The 17,010-nt window shown below is 73.7% G+C and carries 12 protein-coding genes and 1 pseudogene; 8 read left to right on the top strand and 5 right to left on the bottom strand.

Annotated elements, in window-relative coordinates:
• Window positions 1-21: 21 nt before the first annotated feature.
• Window positions 22-1,644 (top strand): S8 family peptidase, encoded by a 1,623-nt coding sequence (locus ACZ5GH_RS38905; RefSeq protein ID WP_387758715.1) that lies wholly within the window; start codon window positions 22-24, stop codon window positions 1,642-1,644.
• A 144-nt stretch (window positions 1,645-1,788) separates the two neighbouring features.
• The gene (locus tag ACZ5GH_RS38900) at window positions 1,789-3,156 is read left to right on the top strand and encodes a hypothetical protein (RefSeq protein ID WP_387758717.1); all 1,368 of its coding nucleotides are present in this window, start codon (window positions 1,789-1,791) and stop codon (window positions 3,154-3,156) included.
• 122 nt (window positions 3,157-3,278) lie between these two features.
• On the opposite strand, the gene ACZ5GH_RS38895 is transcribed toward ACZ5GH_RS38900, so the two are convergent.
• Window positions 3,279-4,577: a M20 metallopeptidase family protein gene (locus tag ACZ5GH_RS38895; RefSeq protein ID WP_387758718.1), complete on the bottom strand. Its 1,299-nt coding sequence runs from the start codon at window positions 4,575-4,577 to the stop codon at window positions 3,279-3,281.
• Window positions 4,578-5,058: 481 nt separating this feature from the next.
• Between ACZ5GH_RS38895 and ACZ5GH_RS38890 the strand changes: the two genes are divergently transcribed.
• On the top strand, window positions 5,059-6,609 hold the full coding sequence (locus ACZ5GH_RS38890) for a carbohydrate binding domain-containing protein (RefSeq protein WP_464337003.1): 1,551 nt from the start codon (window positions 5,059-5,061) through the stop codon (window positions 6,607-6,609).
• Window positions 6,610-6,697: 88 nt separating this feature from the next.
• Here ACZ5GH_RS38890 and ACZ5GH_RS38885 read toward each other — a convergent pair whose 3' ends face one another.
• Complete coding sequence (locus ACZ5GH_RS38885; protein ID WP_387758720.1) at window positions 6,698-7,147, bottom strand: Lrp/AsnC family transcriptional regulator; 450 nt, start codon at window positions 7,145-7,147, stop codon at window positions 6,698-6,700.
• Window positions 7,148-7,222: 75 nt separating this feature from the next.
• On the opposite strand from ACZ5GH_RS38885, the gene ACZ5GH_RS38880 reads away from it, so the two are divergent.
• The 3 genes and pseudogenes from ACZ5GH_RS38880 to ACZ5GH_RS38870 all read left to right on the top strand — a co-directional run bounded on the left by ACZ5GH_RS38880 (window position 7,223) and on the right by ACZ5GH_RS38870 (window position 10,642).
• A complete protein-coding gene (locus tag ACZ5GH_RS38880) occupies window positions 7,223-8,140 on the top strand; it encodes an SMP-30/gluconolactonase/LRE family protein (RefSeq protein ID WP_464337002.1) in 918 nt (305 codons plus the stop codon).
• Between the two features lie 144 nt (window positions 8,141-8,284).
• Window positions 8,285-9,577 (top strand): annotated as a pseudogene (locus ACZ5GH_RS38875) (preATP grasp domain-containing protein); the annotation flags it as partial.
• 114 nt (window positions 9,578-9,691) lie between these two features.
• Window positions 9,692-10,642, top strand: coding sequence for a quinone oxidoreductase family protein (locus tag ACZ5GH_RS38870; protein ID WP_464337023.1), 951 nt, complete (start codon window positions 9,692-9,694; stop codon window positions 10,640-10,642).
• 89 nt (window positions 10,643-10,731) lie between these two features.
• Here the strand turns inward: ACZ5GH_RS38870 and ACZ5GH_RS38865 are convergent, their stop codons facing one another.
• From ACZ5GH_RS38865 to ACZ5GH_RS38855, 3 genes are read right to left on the bottom strand one after another with little or no spacing between them, the layout of a single operon-like run.
• Window positions 10,732-11,262: a MaoC family dehydratase gene (locus tag ACZ5GH_RS38865; RefSeq protein WP_464337001.1), complete on the bottom strand. Its 531-nt coding sequence runs from the start codon at window positions 11,260-11,262 to the stop codon at window positions 10,732-10,734.
• Between the two features lie 18 nt (window positions 11,263-11,280).
• Entirely contained in the window at window positions 11,281-12,522 is a 1,242-nt protein-coding gene (locus tag ACZ5GH_RS38860; protein ID WP_464337000.1) for an 8-amino-7-oxononanoate synthase family protein, read from the bottom strand.
• Window positions 12,519-13,445, bottom strand: a complete 927-nt coding sequence (locus tag ACZ5GH_RS38855) for an HpcH/HpaI aldolase/citrate lyase family protein (RefSeq protein ID WP_387758727.1) — start codon at window positions 13,443-13,445, stop codon at window positions 12,519-12,521. Before ACZ5GH_RS38855 ends, ACZ5GH_RS38860 begins: the two co-directional genes overlap by 4 nt.
• A gap of 257 nt (window positions 13,446-13,702) precedes the next feature.
• On the opposite strand from ACZ5GH_RS38855, the gene ACZ5GH_RS38850 reads away from it, so the two are divergent.
• A complete protein-coding gene (locus ACZ5GH_RS38850; protein ID WP_387758729.1) occupies window positions 13,703-15,499 on the top strand; it encodes an nSTAND1 domain-containing NTPase in 1,797 nt (598 codons plus the stop codon).
• Window positions 15,500-15,839: 340 nt separating this feature from the next.
• Window positions 15,840-16,919, top strand: coding sequence for an inosamine-phosphate amidinotransferase 1 (locus ACZ5GH_RS38845; protein ID WP_464336999.1), 1,080 nt, complete (start codon window positions 15,840-15,842; stop codon window positions 16,917-16,919).
• The last annotated feature ends 91 nt before the right edge of the window (window positions 16,920-17,010 follow it).

The raw sequence follows: 17,010 nt of genomic DNA, 5'->3' as shown, positions 1-17,010 counted from the left end.
CCGGGGGAGATGGGAACGGTCATGGCGTACGAGCCCGAGAGCCCCTTCCGGTCGCCGATCGTGGGCGACCTCAACCTGGCCCCGCCCGGGATCGCGTTCCGGGCGGCGGGGCAGGACGACGCGGAGCAGCAGGTGCCGATGCTGATCGAGCTGAACCTGCGCTACCCCGGCGGGCTGCAGGTGGTCCGGGACGAGTTCTACGCGCTCTGGGGGCACTACGCGGGACGGTCCCACGGGTGGTGGCCCGAGGAGGTCAGCTCGGGGAGCCATGTGCAGCCCGAGGTGCCGCAGGGGCTCGCCCTGGTCGCACCGAAGCTGTACCAGACGGTCCTCTCCCGTGCGGACCTCGGCGAGCTGGTGGAGGACGACCGGCAGACCGCGATCCTGACCGGGCGGCCGCCGGTCATCTTCCGGGTCTGGCCGGACTACCCGCTGTATCCGCAGATCGACCGCTCGGCGCCCACCGTGAAGGCCAACGCCGCCTGGCGCGCCTACGACGCGCGCGGCAGCGGGATCGTGTGGGCGGTCATCGACAGCGGCATCGACGCGACCCACCCGCACTTCTCCCGGCTGGAGCTCGCGGCCGAGGGGCGGGGCGAGGACCTGCCGCACGGGCGGACCAGTCGGCTGCACCGCGACTTCAGCTTCCTGGTGAACCCGGACGACCCCGCGGCGCGGCCGGCCGGCGGGGCGGCGGACGACGACCCGGCGTCGCCGCGCAACCCCGCGTCGCCGCTGGTGGACGACAGCGGGCACGGCACCCACGTCGCCGGGATCATCGCGGGCTGCACCCCGGACGGCATGACGCCGCGGGTGGCTACGCCGGACGAGCCCCGGGACAGCGGATACGTGGCGCGGGCCGGCGCGGACCGGCTGTCCGGGATGGCGCCGGCCTGTGAACTGGTCAGCATCAAGGTGATGAGGCGCAGCCGCCAGGGCACCTTCGTCACCTCCTCCAGCGCGGTCATCCGCGCGCTGACCTACCTTCGGACCGAGGTCAACGTGGACCCGGCGGTGCTGCGCGTGCACGGCGTCAACATGAGCCTCGGCTGCGAGTGGCGGCCGGACCAGTACGCCGCGGGCCAGTCCCCGCTGTGCCAGGCCCTGGGCCAGGTGGTCGCCTCCGGCGTGGTCGTGGTGGTCTCCACCGGCAACTACGGTGCCCGGCGGGAGGCCGCCAACACCTCGGCGGTGATGGGGTCGATCACCGAGCCGGCCCACGCCGAGGACTGCATCGCGGTCGGCTCCACCCACCGGGAGGCGCCGCACGCGTTCGGCGTCACCTGGACCTCGGGCAAGGGGCCGACGCTCGACGGGCGGATGAAACCCGATGTCGTGGCGCCCGGCGAGTGGATCGCCTCGGCCGCCACCGGCGACGTCCGGGCCACCGCCGGGCTGACCCCTGCGCCGGCGGACCCGGTTCCGGAGAGCCTGCTGACGTACGCCGAGCAGTCGGGCACCTCGATGGCGGCGCCGCACGTCTCCGGGGTGATCGCGGCCTTCCTGTCCGCCCGCCCGGAGTTCATCGGCCGGCCGCGGCAGGTCAAGGGCCTGCTCACCGCTTCCGCCACCGACCTCGGCCGGGAGCGGTACGCCCAGGGGGCGGGCCTGGTGGACCTGATGCGGATGCTGGCGAACGTCTGACGACCGGACGTCCGAGCAGGCGGGCAGATGAGCGGACCAATCGACAGGCGGACGAACGGAAGGACGGACGAACGGAAGGACGGACGAACGGAAGGACGGACGGATGAACGGCCACCCGGAAAGCCATCCGAAAGGTCACGATCGATGAGGCGACTGCCGACCGACGAGCCCGTGTGGGACCTCACCTTCGACGAGAAGGGGAAGCTGACCGCACCGGCGGCGGGCGACTTCCTCGACGAGGTGACGGCCGAGGGGCTGACGGACCTGTTCGTGTTCAGCCACGGGTGGGGCAACTCCGCCCAGCAGGCCCGCGAGCTCTACGACACGATGTTCCCGCTGATCCGGGAGGCCGGAAGCGGCGCCGCGAGCCTCGGCACGGTGGGGTTCGCGGGCGTCTACTGGCCCTCGCTCTGGTTCCCGCCCACCCCGGCGACCCCGCCGACGGCGGTCGCCGCGCCCCAGGCCGGGGGCGGCGCCGTGGCGGGCCCCGACGCCGGAACGGCCGCCGTCTCCGGGACGGACATCGCGCTGTCGCTGGCCGAGGGCTTCGCCGACCCGGAGCAGCGGCGGACGGTGGCGGAGATCGGCCGGCTCATCGACGAGGGGGAGGCGGCGGCCGGTACCGGGGAGAGCGACCCGGCCAAGGAGCAACGCCTGGCGCGGATCCACGAGTTGGTCCGGTCCCTGGTGCCGCCGCCCGCGCCGCACGGCGAGTTCGAGGACTCGGGCGAGACCGCGCTGCTGCTGGACGCCGATCCGAGGACGGCGTACCAGGCCGCCGCCGAGGCCTTCGGCAGCGCGCCGCCCGGCTCCTCCACCCAGGGCGTCGGCGACTGGTTCCGCAACGCCGTGAACGGGGCGAAGGACGCGCTGCGGGTGCTCTCGTACTCGATCATGAAGGCCCGGGCCGGGGACATCGGCCGGGGCGGCCTCGGGCCGCTGCTCGCCGGCCTGCACGGCCGTTCGCCCGGCCTGCGGGTGCACCTGGTCGGCCACAGCTTCGGCGCCCGGCTGGTCTCCTTCGCCCTGGCCGGCGTCGGCGCGGCCGCCGACAGCCCGGTGGCCTCGCTGCTGCTGATCCAGGGCGCGTTCTCGCACTGGTCCTTCGCCCGCGCCCAGGACAACCCCTTCGGCAGCGCGGGCGCCCTGAACACCGTCGCGGACCGGGTGCACGGCCCGCTCGTCGCCACCCACACCGTCCACGACTGGGCGGTCGGCGTCTGGTACCCGAAGGCCTCCTTCCTCGCCCGTCAGGACTCCGAGGCCGACGTCGCCGGGCGCTGGGGCGGCATGGGCGCGGACGGGTACCAGGCCGTGGCGCCGGCCGAGGACCGGCTGATGCCGGCCGACGGCGGCGGCGACTACGGCTTCGCGCCCGGGACCTTCTACCGGGTGAACGCCGCCGCCGTCATCAACGACGTGAAGGGCCAGCCGTTCGCGGGGGCGCACTCCGACATCTGCAAGCCCCAGGTGGCCGCGCTCGCGGTGGCCGCCGCGACGGCGGGCGGGTAGCAGGGGCCGTGGCGGCGGGGGAGCGAGGCGGCGGGGGGTGAGGCGCGGCTACCCGCCGAGGGCGCGCCGTCGCAGGTAGCCGAGGATCGTCCGGGTCACTGATCGGGGCCGGCCGGGCCGGTTCAGCCGGATGCGGGGGCGAGGGCGCCGGTGAGGTGGTCCAGGGCGACGTGGGCGTGCAGCCGGACGCCGGTGACCAGGGTGTCGTCGTCGGCGTAGAAGCCGGGGTTGTGGTTGAAGGCCGTGCCGCGGCCGCCGGGGGTGGGCCGGAGCCCGCCGTCGGCGGTGAACTCCAGGTCCTGGACGCCGAGGAGGACGTAGAGGCCGCCGTAGGCGTTGACGAACTCGGAGACGTCGTCGTAGCCGAGCGTGGGAGGGGTCGGTACGACGCGGTCCGGGCCGACGACGCGGCGGAAGGTGGGCAGCGCGGCGTCGAGCCACTCCTTGCGGTTGTGCACGGCGGGCACCTCCTGGAGGTAGTCGGCGGTGGCGGTGCAGTGGTAGGCGGCGGCGGTGTTCTCGGCGAGGGTCGTCAGCCGCTTCTGCAGATCGGCCATGTCGGCCTCGACCGAGCAGCGGATGGTGCCCCACAGGGTGACGGTCTCGCCGATGATGTTGAAGCGGCCGACGTCCTCGACATGGCCGATGGTGACGGTGACCGGGTCGACGGCCGGGACCTGCCGGTAGAGCTGGCCGATGCCGGTGAGCACCGCGCCCGCGGCCGGCATCGGGTCGACGCCCTCCCACGGGGTGGAACCGTGGACCTGTCGGCCGCTGATGACGATCCTGAGGAGGCAGGAGGCGCCGAACTGGTTGCCCTCCCGGTAGCCCACGTAGCCCTTGGGCAGCGGGACGACGTGTAGGCCGAAGACCATGGTGGGAGCCGGGTCGGCGAACACGCCCTGGCGCAGCATCTCCCGTGCCCCGCCCGGCTCGTCCACCGGCGGCCCCTCCTCGGCGGGCTGGAAGACGAACAGCACCGTGCCCGGCAGCTGTGCGCGGACCCCGGCCAGTACGGTGGCGGCGCCGAGCAGCATCGCCGTGTGGGCGTCGTGGCCGCAGGCGTGCGAGACCGGGAACGGGCCGCCGGGGTAGTCCGCGTCCACCAGGGCGGAGGCGAAGGGCTCCCCGCAGAGGTCCTGGACCGGCAGCGCGTCGGTGTCGGCGCGCAGCGCCACGACGCGCTCCCCGGGCGCTCCGCCGCGCAGGACGCCGACGACGCCGTGACCGGCGATGCCGGTGCGCACCTCGTCCAGGTCCAGGGAGCGCAGGTGCTCGGCGACGAGGTCGGCGGTGCGGCTCTCACGGTTGGAGAGCTCCGGGTGCTGGTGCAGGTGCCGCCGCCAGGCCACCACCTGGGCGGCTCCCCGGGCGGCGCGGCGGTCGAGCTCGGCGTGGACGGCGTGGATCGGGGCGGGCATCTGCGGCCTCCGGCGAGGGGTGGGCGGTCGACTCGACGCTAACCGAGGCCGGCGCCCCCGGCACCGCTGAACGCGGCTCGGCGCGCGGGGGCGCGGGGCACCCTCCGGATTGGTCCAGACCTCAAATGGTCCAGACCTATTGACGCGCCTTGCCGCCCCTCCTACGATCCGGACCGGCACAGCCCCACCTGTTTCCCCCACTTCACCCAGAGCCGGGCGTCACGCCCCCACGCGTCAGTCATGTCCATGACGCTCGGCGGAAAGGGAGCACAGCATGTTCCGTCGGAGGTCGCGCACTCCACGCCCGTCGGGCGGGTTCCGCCCCAGCCCGGACCCCGGCTGCCTCGACGGCGACCGGGCCGGCGGCGGGCCGCTCCCGGCCCCCGGCCTGCGGCGGGCGGCCGTGCGGCGCACAGCGCCGGTGAACCGGACAGGTCCCGCTGCGCCCGGACCGGCCGTCCTGCGGCGCTTCCTCGCCGGGGTGAGCGCCGCCGCTGTCGTCGGGGCCGGCATCGCCGTGGCCGGGACCGTCACGGCCGGGGCCGCCACCCCCAACCTGGTGGCCAACCCGGGCTTCGAGAACGGGCTCTCCGGCTGGAGCTGCACCGGTGGCTCCGGCGCGGTCGTCGGCAGCCCGGTCCACTCCGGGGCCTCGGCGCTCAAGGCCACGCCGACCGGCCAGGACACCGCCCAGTGCACCCAGACCGTCAGCGTGCAGCCCAACTCCCAGTACACGCTGAGCGCCTACGTCCAGGGCAGCTACGTCTACCTGGGCGCCACCGGTACCGGTGTCACCAACGCCTCGACCTGGACGGCGAGTAGCGCGTCGTACGGCCAGCTCAGCGTCGGCTTCACCACCGGGGCGAACACCACCTCGGTGACGGTCTACCTGCACGGCTGGTACGGGCAGCCCGCGTTCTTCGCCGACGACGTGTCGCTCGCCGGCCCCGGTGGCAGCAGCCCCTCGCCGACCGCCACGGCGACGCCGACCACCACCGCCACGCCGACCACCACGGCGACGCCGACGACGACCGCCACGCCGACCACGACGCCGACCACCACGACGCCGCCGAACGAGACCTGCCCCACGAAGCCCAAGCCGTCGGGCAAGGTCCTGCAGGGCTACTGGGAGAACTGGGACGGCGCCCTGAACGGCGTCCACCCCGGCATGGGCTGGGTCCCCATCACGGACAGCCGGATGGCCGCGCACGGCTACAACGTCATCAACGCCGCCTTCCCGGTGATCCTCTCGGACGGCACGGTCCTGTGGCAGGACGGCATGGACACCAACGTCAAGGTCTCGACCCCCGCCGAGATGTGCCAGGCCAAGGCGGCCGGGGCGACGATCCTGATGTCGATCGGCGGCGCCGCCGCGGGCATCGACCTGAGCTCCAGCACCGTCGCCGACCGGTTCGTGGCGACCGTCGTCCCGATCCTCAAGAAGTACAACTTCGACGGGATCGACATCGACATCGAGACCGGCCTGTCCGGAAGCGGCAACATCAACACGCTCTCCGCCTCCCAGGCCAACCTGATCCGCATCATCGACGGCGTGCTCGCCCAGATGCCCGCGGGCTTCGGCCTGACGATGGCCCCCGAGACCGCGTACGTCACCGGCGGCAGCGTCAACTACGGCTCGATCTGGGGCGCCTACCTGCCGATCGTCAAGAAGTACGCCGACAACGGGCAGCTGTGGTGGCTGAACATGCAGTACTACAACGGCAGCATGTACGGCTGCTCCGGCGACTCCTACCAGGCGGGCACCGTCCAGGGCTTCACCGCGCAGACCACCTGCCTGAACAACGGCCTGACCATCCAGGGCACCACGATCAGGGTGCCCTACGACAAGCAGGTGCCCGGCCTGCCGGCCCAGCCCGGCGCGGGCGGCGGCTACATGGACCCGGGCCTGGTCGGCCAGTCGTGGAACGCCTTCAGCGGCTCGCTGAAGGGGCTCATGACCTGGTCGATCAACTGGGACGGCTCGAAGGGCTGGAGCTTCGGCGACAACGTCAGGCGCCTCCAGGGCCGTTGAGGTCCCGCGGGCCGTACCCCGCCCGACCGCCGAGCCACCGCTGACACGCCTCCCGCGCCCCGGCCGCAGCCGGGGCGCGGGTTCGTGTTCAGGGCGCGGGCGGGCGCTCGAAGAAGGTCTCCAGGACGACGGTCGCCTGGGTGCCGCTCACGCCGTCGATCGCGTAGAGCCGCCGCAGGACGTCCTGGAGCTGTTCGGTGGTCGCCGTCCGCACCTTGACCAGCACCGAGGCGCTGCCCGCGATGATGTGGGCCTCCTCGATCTCGGGTATCGCGGTGAACGCCTGCGCCGATTCGCCCATCCAGGCCGTGGAATCCACCATCACGAAGGAGAGCACCCCGAGCCCGAGGCTCTTCGGGTCGACCTCCACCGTGGTGCGGCGGACCACCCCGCGCTCGCGCAGCTTGCGCACCCGCTCGTGCGCCGCCGCCGTGGAGAGCCCCACGGCCCTGCCCAGCGCCGCGTACGGCTGCCCGGCGTCGTCCTGCAGCAGGGCGAGCAACGCGCGGTCGGTGTCGTCGAGGTGATCGGAAGTCATGGTGGGACCCTACCGCGTTCTGTCATACTCCGACTGGCCGGAAGACATCCGGCACAAGTCGATACGGGGTGAACGATGTCTGGCTCCATCGAGTTCGAGCTGTACGAGGTACTGGACGACCGGTTCCGCCGCTGCGCCAACGGCGACATCCGGCTGGAGAAGCTGTACGGCGACTGCCGGTGGGCCGAGGGTCCGGTCTACCTGCCCGCCTGGCGCCAGGTGGTCTGGAGCGACATCCCCAACGACCGGCTGCTGCGCTGGGACGAGGCCACCGGCACGGTCGGCGTCTTCCGCTCACCGGCCGGGCACCCCAACGGCAACACCCTCGACCGCGAGGGCCGACTGATCAGCTGCGAGCAGGGCAACCGCCGGGTGACCCGCACCGAGCACGACGGCCGGATCACCGTCCTCGCCGAGCGCTACCGGGGCAAGCGGCTCAACTCGCCCAACGACGCGGTGGTCCGCTCGGACGGCGCGATCTGGTTCTCCGACCCGGACTTCGGCATCACCTCCGACTACGAGGGCCACCAGGCCGAGTCCGAGATCGGCGCCCGCAACCTCTACCGGATCGACCCGCAGAGCGGCGAGGTCCAGCTCGCCGCCGACGGCTTCGAAGGCCCCAACGGGCTGGTCCTCTCGCTCGACGAGCGGCGGCTCTACGTCAACGACAGCCGGGCCGGGCACATCCGGCTCTTCGACATCGAGGAGGACGGCACCCTCACCGGCGACCGGATCTTCGTCAAGGGCGTCGGCTGCCGCTTCGACAACATCCGCTTCGACCGCGACGGGCGGCTCTGGGCGGCGGCCTTCGGCGACGGCGTCCACTGCTACGCCCCGGACGGCACCCTCATCGGCCGCCTCCTCGTCCCCGAGCCCGTCTCCAACCTCACCTTCGGCGGTCCGAAGAACAACCGGCTGTTCATCACCGCCACCACCTCGCTCTACTCCCTGGTGGTGTCCGTGACGGGTACCCACCGGGTCTCGTTTCGCTAGGCCTGTCCGGTGCCGGGGCCCTCGGTTGTTCGGCGTTTTGTTCAATGACCGAGGGCCGAACCAGAACAACCCCGGTGCGCTACACCAGTAGCGCGCGCCACACCCGTGTCGCGCGTCGGACACCGGCCGTGGGGATTTCACCAGATGACGACGCTCTGCATCGCGAACAACCGCACCGAGGAGATGGTCGGGGACCTCACCGGGATGACGCCGTCGGAGCAGCTGCTCGCCGGATGCGGGGCGCAGCGGATGCTCTGGTGGGCCCGGGACGGCGACGTCCTGGTGCTGCCCGGGAGCCCCGACCCGGAGTACCTGGCGTACGTCACCGGGCTGACCGGCGCGCGGGCCGACAGCCTGGCCTTCGTGGTGCCGCCGCCGGGCGAGCGGGGCGACCAGGTGCTCACCGCCGACCGCCTGGCGGACCCGGGCTTCCGCGCGGAACTGCGCCGCGTCCTGGCGGGGCGCGCCGTCGCCGAGGTGCTGGCCATCTCGCCGAACGCCGCGGTGGCCGAACTCGCGGCCGCCCTCGGCCTGGCGCATGCCATGCCCGGCCTGCCCTTCGCGGCGCAGGGCGGCAACGCCCTGGTGAACAGCAAGGCCGGGTTCCGGGCGCTGGCCGCCGGCGCCGGGGTGCCGATCCCGCCCGGTACGGTGGCCGGCTCGCCCGCCGAGGTCGAGGCCGCCGTCGAGCACCTGCTGGCGCAGGGGCACAGCGTGATGGTGAAGGTCGAGTACCAGGCCGGCGGCCTGGGCAACGAGATCCTGGCCCGGGACGAGCGGGTGGAGGCGGTCGGCGCCGAGCGGGTGGTGCCGCTGCCGGACCGGGCCGCGGTGGCCGCGTACGTGGCCGAGCGGTGGGCCTGGCTCACCGGCGGGCGCGGCCAACGGGTCGTGGTGGAGCGGTACTTCGCCGACTCCGCGCCGCTGTACGCCCAGTTCCTCCTGGACGACGCGGCCGTGGTGCCGGCCGGCTGCGGGGAGATGCTCATGCGGCCGGTGGTGGCCGGGGAGATCACCCCGCCGGTCACCCCGGACGCCGACGTCACGGCCGAACTCGTCCGGCAGGGCGCCCGGTTGTGCGAGGCGCTGCGGGCGATCGGCTACCGGGGCACGGTCAGCGCGGACGCCGTGCTCACCCCCAAGGGCGAGATTTACTTCCACGAGACCAACGCCCGGCTCACCGGCTCCAGCCACCTGCACGACGTCTACCTCGGGCGCCTGCTGCGCGAGGAGCACCGCGGCTCGCGCTTCCTGCTGGAGCTCGGCGGCCTCCGGGTGCCCTCCTTCGCCGAGGCCCTGGCGGCGGTCGGCGCGGCCGGGCTGGCCTTCGACCCGCGGACCGGCACCGGCGTGCTGTTCAGCAGCGACTTCGGGCCCGCCGACGGCTCGGTGATGTACTGCGCGGTCGCCGAGAGCCCGGAGGCCGCTCGCGCCCTGGAGGCCGCGCTGCTCGCGCTGTTCGCCGGGACGGAACCGGAGGCGGACGAGGCGGCGGACGAGGCAGTGGACGAGGTAGTGGACGAGGGGGCCGGCGCGGCCGCCGGGAGCCGGATGCGCGCCCTGGTGATCCACCGCTACGGCGGGCCGGAGGAGCTGCGCATCGCGACGGTGCCGCAGCCGGTGGCCGCCCCGGGCCGGGTGCTGGTCGACGTCACCCTGGCCGGGCTCAACTACGCCGACCTGGAGATCCGCGCCGGCGAGTACCTGCAGCTCCCGCTGCCGGCGGTGCTCGGCGTCGACGTGGTGGGGCGCCGCCGCGCGGACGGGAAGCGGGTCGTCGCGCTGCTGCGCACCGGCGGCGGGTACGCCGAGGTGGCCGCGCCCGAGGCGGCGCACACGGTGGAGGTGCCGAACGGGGTGGACGACGCGCAGGCGCTCGCGCTGCTGGAGCAGGGGGCGACGGCCTACGGCGCGCTGACCCTGGCGGGGCGGCTGCGGGCGGGCGAGACCGTCGCGGTGACCGCTGCGGCGGGCGGGGTCGGCCACCTGGCGGTGCAGTTGGCCAGGGCGCTGGGCGCGGGCCGGGTGGTCGCCCTGGCCTCCACCCCGGAGAAGCGGGAGTTCCTCCGCTCGCTCGGCGCCGACCTCGTGCTCGACCCCGAGGACCCCGAGCTGGCCGGGCGGCTCGCGGAGTCGGGCGGGGCGGACCTGTTCCTCGACTCGGTCGGCGGCCCGGTGCTGCGCGCCGGGCTGGCCGGGCTGGCCCCGTTCGGGCGGCTGGTGTCGGTCGGGGCGCGGGAGGGCGTGGTGGACACCTTCACGATGACCGAGCTGACCGAGGGCTCGGCGGGGGCGCAGGGCTTCTGGCTCAAGCACGTCCTGACCGACCGGGCACTGTTCGAGGGCATCGCGGACCACCTGTTCCGGCTGGCCGTCGAGGGCCGGGTGGTGGCGCGGATCGACCGGACCGTACCGCTGTCCGGGGTGGCCGCGGCGCACCGGGCGATGGCCGCCCGGCAGACCGTGGGCAAGGTGCTGGTGGACGTCCACCGGGAGGCGTGAGCGACGCCTGAGGGAGGGCGGCCGACCGGCCGCCCTCCCTCAGGCGCGCGCCGGGCCCGACGGCGCAGACCGTCGGGCCCGGCGGTGCGTCAGTACCCGGCGACCTCGTCCAGGCCGTGCCCGCGCAGCGGCACCAGGAAGCTGCGCTCGAACACCACCACGGCCTCGCCGGTGGACTTCGTCCCGGTGGTGCGGCAGCGCACGATGCCCTGCCCGGGGCGGCTCTCGGACAGCCGCTTGGCGAGGGTCTCGGTCTCCGCGTAGAGGGTGTCGCCGGCGAAGACCGGATGGGTCATCCGGATGTTCTCCCAGCCCAGGTTGGCGATGGTGCGCCCGCTCGTCGAGCGGGCGGTCATCCCGCCGACGATGCTGAGCGTCACCAGGCTGGAGACGATCGGCTTGCCCCACGGGGTGTGCGCGCTGTAGGCGGCGTCGATGTGCAGGGGGGCGTCGTTCATGCTCAGCATGCTCATCAGCACGTTGTCGAGCTCGGTGACGGTCCGTCCGGGGCGGTGCTCGACCACCTCGCCGACCTCGAACTCCTCGTAGTAGCGCCCGACCACCTCGCGGTAGCGGCGCTCGCCGATCCGCCGGTAGCCGGCGGGTTCGGTGCTGTCCATCGCGGCTGCTCCCAGGTCCTAGAGGTCGGCGGTGAGTTCCTTGACGTGGCCGGCGAACTCGCGGATCAGCCGTTCGTCCATGTCGGCGCGAAGCATCAGCCGGAGCCCGGCCTCGCCCTTGGGCACGATCGGGAAGAACACCGCGGAGCTGTAGAAGCCGCGCTCGAAGAGCTGGGCGGACAGCTTGACCGCCCGCTCGCCCTCCCCGACGTCGACCCGGCGCACCGGCAGGCCGTTGCCCGCGAAGGTGGTCGGCAGCAGCTCGTCGAAGAGCTCGATGTTGCGGGCCAGCTTCGCCTGTAGCTCGCCCAGTTCGGGGGAGCGGTGGATGGCGGCGCTGGCCAGCGAGGCGCCGACCATCGGCAGCGGGATGTTCTGCGACCAGCCGATCGGGCCGGCGTGCCGGTGCAGGAACTCGAACTGCTCGCGGTTGCCGAGCATCGCGACGCCGCCGCTGGTGCCGAAGGCCTTGCCGAGGCTCGCGGTGATCACCGTCAGCGGGTTCATCTCCAGCCGGGAGCGGACGTAGCCCTCGCCGCGCTCGCCCGCGATGGACAGCGAGTGGGAGTCGTCGATGTAGAGGAACAGCCCGTAGCGGTCCTGGAGTTCGAGCAGTCCGTCGAGGGCCGCGGTGCCGCCCATCGAGTAGGCGCCGTCGGCGACGTAGGCGACCCGCGGGTACTTGCGGCAGACGTCCTCCAGGTAGTTCAGGTCGTTGTGCGGACAGGTCAGCACCAGCGACTCGTCCCCGCAGACCGGCTTCATGTACGCCATGCAGAAGTGGCAGAAGCGGTCGAAGACCATCACCCGGGGGCCGCCGCCGCCCTGACAGGTGCCGTCCAGGTGGCCGGAGGCGATCAGCGGCAGGATGCCGGCGGTGAGCGTGGTACAGGACGCCCCCGGCAGGATGTGGGCGCCGAACAGCTCGCCGAGCTCCTCCTCCAGCCGCACCAGCAGGCTGTGCCGGATCCGGGTGGTGGAGAGGACCAGCGAGGTGCCGCGGGCCTCGGTCAGCGCCTCCACCGCGCCGGCCAGGACCGCGGGGTGGTTGTTCAGGCCCAGGTACGAGCAGGAGACCATGTTGGCGAACTCGTGGCCGGTCTCGCGGACGGTCAGCCGGTTGTTGGACTCCGAGTCCGCCGTGATGCCGATCAGGCCGTGGGCGGCGGCGGCCTGCCAGACCGGGTCGGCGGCGGCCAGCATGGCCTCGGCGTTGCGGTACCGGCGCGGGCCGAGGACGGTTTCTTCGGTCATCGTCACTTCTCCGTCATGGTCGGGATGTCGGTGGGCGAGTCGCCCTGGGGGTGGTGCGAACCGAGGGGCCGGGCCGGGACGTCGGGCCGGGGCGGGTCGAACTGCTCGATCAGCCGCTGCGAGGCCTCGAAGAACGGCATGCCGACCATCACCCCGTCCACCACGGTGACCGAGCGGCCGGTCTCCAGGCCCGCCGCGACCACCCGGCGGGCGCGCTCCAGCAGGGCCTCGTCGGGGCTGAACATCTCGTTGATCAACGGCAGTTGGCGCGGGTGGACGGCGATCTTGCCGCTGAACCCGAAGTCCCGGGCGAGCCCGGCCTCCCGGCGCAGCCCGGTGAGGTCGGTGACCTCGAAGAACGGTGCGTCCATCGCCTCCACCCCCGCGGCGCGGGCGCTGTTGACCACCCGGGCGCGGGCGTGGGCCAGGGCCTCCCAGGAGAGCCGGGCGCCGACCGCGAAGGCGTAGTCCGCCGAGCCGAAGACCAGCCCGCGCAGCCGGTGCCCGGCGGCCGCGATGGCGGGCGCGTGCTCGATGCCCAGCGGGGTCTCCACGACGGCCAGGAACTCCGTCTCCGGGCAGTCGGCGGCGAGCGCGCCGGCGGCGATTTCGACGTCCCGGGGGGACTCCGCCATCGGGATCAGCACCAGGTCCGGCTTGACCCGGTACCGGGCGATGGCGATCAGGTCGCGCAGACCGTCCGGCCCGGACAGGGTGTTGATGCGCACCGCGCTGCGCGCGAGCTTGGTGGACGGGAGGGCGAAGAACTCCTCGGCGAGCCGACGGGCCTCCTCCTTCCGGGTGGGTGGGACCGAATCCTCCAGATCGACCATGGCGATGTCGGCCCCGGACTGGTGGCTCTTGGTGTACCGCTCCACCGCCATCGCGGGTGTGGACAGGAGGGAACGGCAGTACCGCGTGAACCTCATGGATATCTCCGAAGTCAGCGAGGGCTGCGGGTTCCGGTTCTATCCCACCGGCTTTGTTCGGCGCCGTGCGGCTGGACATTGAACATCAACTCGGAACAACCGACCCGCACGCACCATTGTTTGACGCCAATGGTGCTGTGCATGATGAATCAACGGGGGGGATCGACACGGGGCACGCGCGGCGCGTGTGACGTGCGGGAACCCCACGGGTTCGAGAACGGTGATTCAGAACGTCGATTCAACAGAGGGGGGCCGTCGTGCCGCGTCGGGAGAGTCCGCTGGATCCCGGGGACGGGCCGCTGCTGCGCTTCGCGGGTGATCTACGGGCCCTGCGGGCGCGCGCGGGAAGTCCGCCGTACCGTCAACTCGCCCTCCGGGCGCATTGTTCAGCGGCCAGCCTGTCGGTCGCCGCGGGCGGCCGGCGGCTGCCCAGCCTCGCCGTCACCCTGGGCTACGTGCAGGCCTGCGGCGGGGACGTGCGGGAGTGGCGGCACCGGTGGCAGCTGCTCGCCGCCGAACTGGCCGCCGACACCGCCGCCCGCCGGCGCGCCCAGGACGTCGGACGGGCTCCCTATCCGGGGGCGGCGGCGTTCGAGGCGGTCGACGCCGAGCGCTTCTTCGGCCGCGAGGTGCTGCTGGAGCGGCTGGTCGCCCTGCTGGCCGAGCGGCGGCTGGTGGTCCTCTCCGGGCCGTCCGGGGCGGGCAAGTCCTCGCTGGTCAGGGCCGGTCTGCTGGCGCGGCTCGGCGGTGCTCCGGCCGGCCGGGCCGGAGCCGGAGCCGGTGTCCCGGTGGCGCTGCTGACCCCCGGCGAGCGGCCGATGGAGGCGTACGCGCTCGCGCTGGCCCGGCTCGGGCAGCGGACCGGCGACGCGGCGCGCGGCGCGTCCGGCGCGGCGGCTGGCGACCCGGTGCTGGTGGTGGACCAGGGCGAGCAGCTGCGCACCCGCTGCCGGGACGCCGCCGAGCGGGCGCGGTTCCTGGACGCCCTGGTGGCGACGGCCGAGGGCGGTCCGGAGGAGGTGCTCACCGGGCTGCCGGTGGCGGCGCCGCCCCGCTGCCGGGTGGTGCTGGTGCTCCGCTCGGACCAGTGCGGGCCGCTGTTCGCCGAGCACCCCGGGCTGGCCGAGGCCGGCCGGCACGGGGTGCTGGCGGTGGGGCGCCCGGCGCCGGACGAGTTACGGCGGGCGATCACCGAGCCGGCGTTACGGTCCGGCTGTACCGTCGAGGGCGCCCTGCTGGCCGTGCTGATCTCGGCCGCCGCTCAGCAGCCGGGCGCGCTGCCGCTGGTGTCCACGGCCCTGCTGGAGACCTGGCGCAGGCGCAACGGCAACGCGCTGACGCTGGCCGGGTTCCAGGCCACCGGGGGCTTCGAGGGCGCGTTGGCCCGGACGGCGGAGTCGCTGTACAACGGGCTGGAGCCGTCCGACCAGGCCCGGGCGCGGGCGGTGTTCCTACGGCTGGGCGGGGAGTTGCTCGCCGCCGGTGAGGAGGCCGCCGGTGCGGTGGGCCTGGGCGACGGGCTGATGCCGGGCGCTGGACCGCTGCCGGCCCTCGACCTGCTGCCGGGCGGTGACGAGGGCTCCCGCAGGCCGGTCCGCCGGGCCGAGTTCGACGAACCCGGCGTGCCCGAGGTGCTGGAACGGCTGGTCCGGGCCCGGCTGGTGGTGGTGGACCGGGACACCGTCGAGCTGTCCCACCACGGGCTGCCGCAGGCCTGGCCCAGGCTGCGCGGATGGCTGGCGGAGGGCGGCGAGGCACTGGGGGAGCAGCGCCGGCTCAGCTCGGCCGCCCGTGGCTGGGCGGACGCCGACCAGGATCCGGAACTGCTCTACCGGGGCGTCCGGTTGGAGCAGCTGATGCGGCGGGTGGCGGCGGGCGAGCTGGCCGCGGCCGGGGTCGAGCGGGCCTTCCTGGCCGCGTCGGCCCGGGCGGCCGTCGCCGACCGGCGCCGGGCGCAGCGCCAGAACCTGGCGGTGGCCGGGGTCGCCGCGGCGGGCGGGGCGCTGCTGGCGCTGGCGGGCGGGAGCCGGATCCGTCGGGCCTGGCGCTGGTGAGCACGCGGCCCGGGGCGTCCCTCCGGCCGCCTGCCGGATCGCCTCTGGGGCGTTGATCGACTTCGTGGACGGGGGAGTTGAACAACGCCCGAATCGTCCGGCGGCTCGTCGCGGGGGCCTGTTCGGCGTCGAACGCTGTCCTTGCGCGGCCGTCGGTCGTCCGGGTAGCTTGACCGTCGATCCCGGCCCTCGAAAGGCGAATTCGGCTGCCCCGCCGGTGATTTACCGTACGCGTGGTCGGCCCGAGCCGGCCGGCGACGAATTCCTGCGGTGCGGTTCGAGCCGTCGTGTGCCGCAGTGCTGTCTCCGTTTTTCCCTGAACTCTTGTCAAGGGAGAGTCATGTCCGATTCAGCCCGTCCGGTCCACAGCTGGGACGAATTCACCACCCTGCGCGAGATCGTGGTCGGGACCGCCGTCGGCGCCCGGCTGCCCGAGCAGACCGAGCCGTCCGCCTGGCTGTCCTGCTTCCCGAAGACCGGCGCCGCCGACCTCGCCTCGATCGAGGCCGGCCCGTACTCACGGCAGGTCGTGGAGGAGACCGAGGAGGACCTGGACGCGCTGGTCGCCACCCTGCGCGGCCTCGGCGTCACCGTCCACCGGCCCGAACCCGTCGACCACACGGCGGAGTTCGCCTCCCCGCTGTGGAAGGCCGACGGCGGCTTCCACACCTACTGCCCGCGGGACCTGACCCTGGTGGTCGGCGAGACGCTGATCGAGGTGGCGAGCCCGATGCGGCAGCGCTACTTCGAGGTCTTCGGACTGCGCGGCCTCTTCCAGGACTACCTGCTCCGCGGCGCGCGCTGGCTGGCCGCACCCCGGCCGCAACTGGCCGACGAGCTCTTCGAGTCCGATGCGGACGGGCTCCCGCTGCTGGGCGAGGCCGAGCCGGTCTTCGACGCCGCCAACGTGCTGCGGCTCGGCCGGGACGTGTTCTACCAGGTCTCCCGCAGTGGGAACGAGCTCGGCCTGCGCTGGCTGGAGTCGACCCTCGGCCTGCTCGGCGACGGCGGCCTGCGGCTGCACCCGCTGCGCGACGTCTACGGCTACACCCACATCGACAGCACCATCGCGCTGCTGCGGCCGGGCCTGGTGCTGCTCAACCCGGACCGGATCAGCCCGGAGACCGTCCCGGAGCCGCTGCGGGGCTGGGACGTCCTGTGGTGCCCGCCGGCCGAGCCCTCGGGCGACGCTCCGGAGCACGCGCTCAGCGAGAGCTGGATCAGCATGAACCTGCTGATGGTCTCGCCGGACACGGCGATCGTCGAGGCCGGCCAGGAGGGCCTGATCAAGGTGCTGGAGCACGCCGGGATCACCGTCCTGCCGCACCGGCTGCGGCACTCCCGGGTGCTCGGCGGCGGCTTCCACTGCGTCACCCTGGACATCCGGCGCGACGGCGGGCTGGAGGACTACCTGTCCTGAGCGCGGCGCGCCGGTGGCACGGCCGGCGGACCGCGTCGCCGCGACGCACGGACGGGAGCAGGAAGTCGGCCGGACCGACTTCCTGCTCCCC

The organism is Kitasatospora sp. Xyl93 (genome assembly GCF_055383135.1).
Note: the sequence above shows the minus strand (reverse complement) of the source record. Positions and strands in the feature narration are given on the sequence as shown.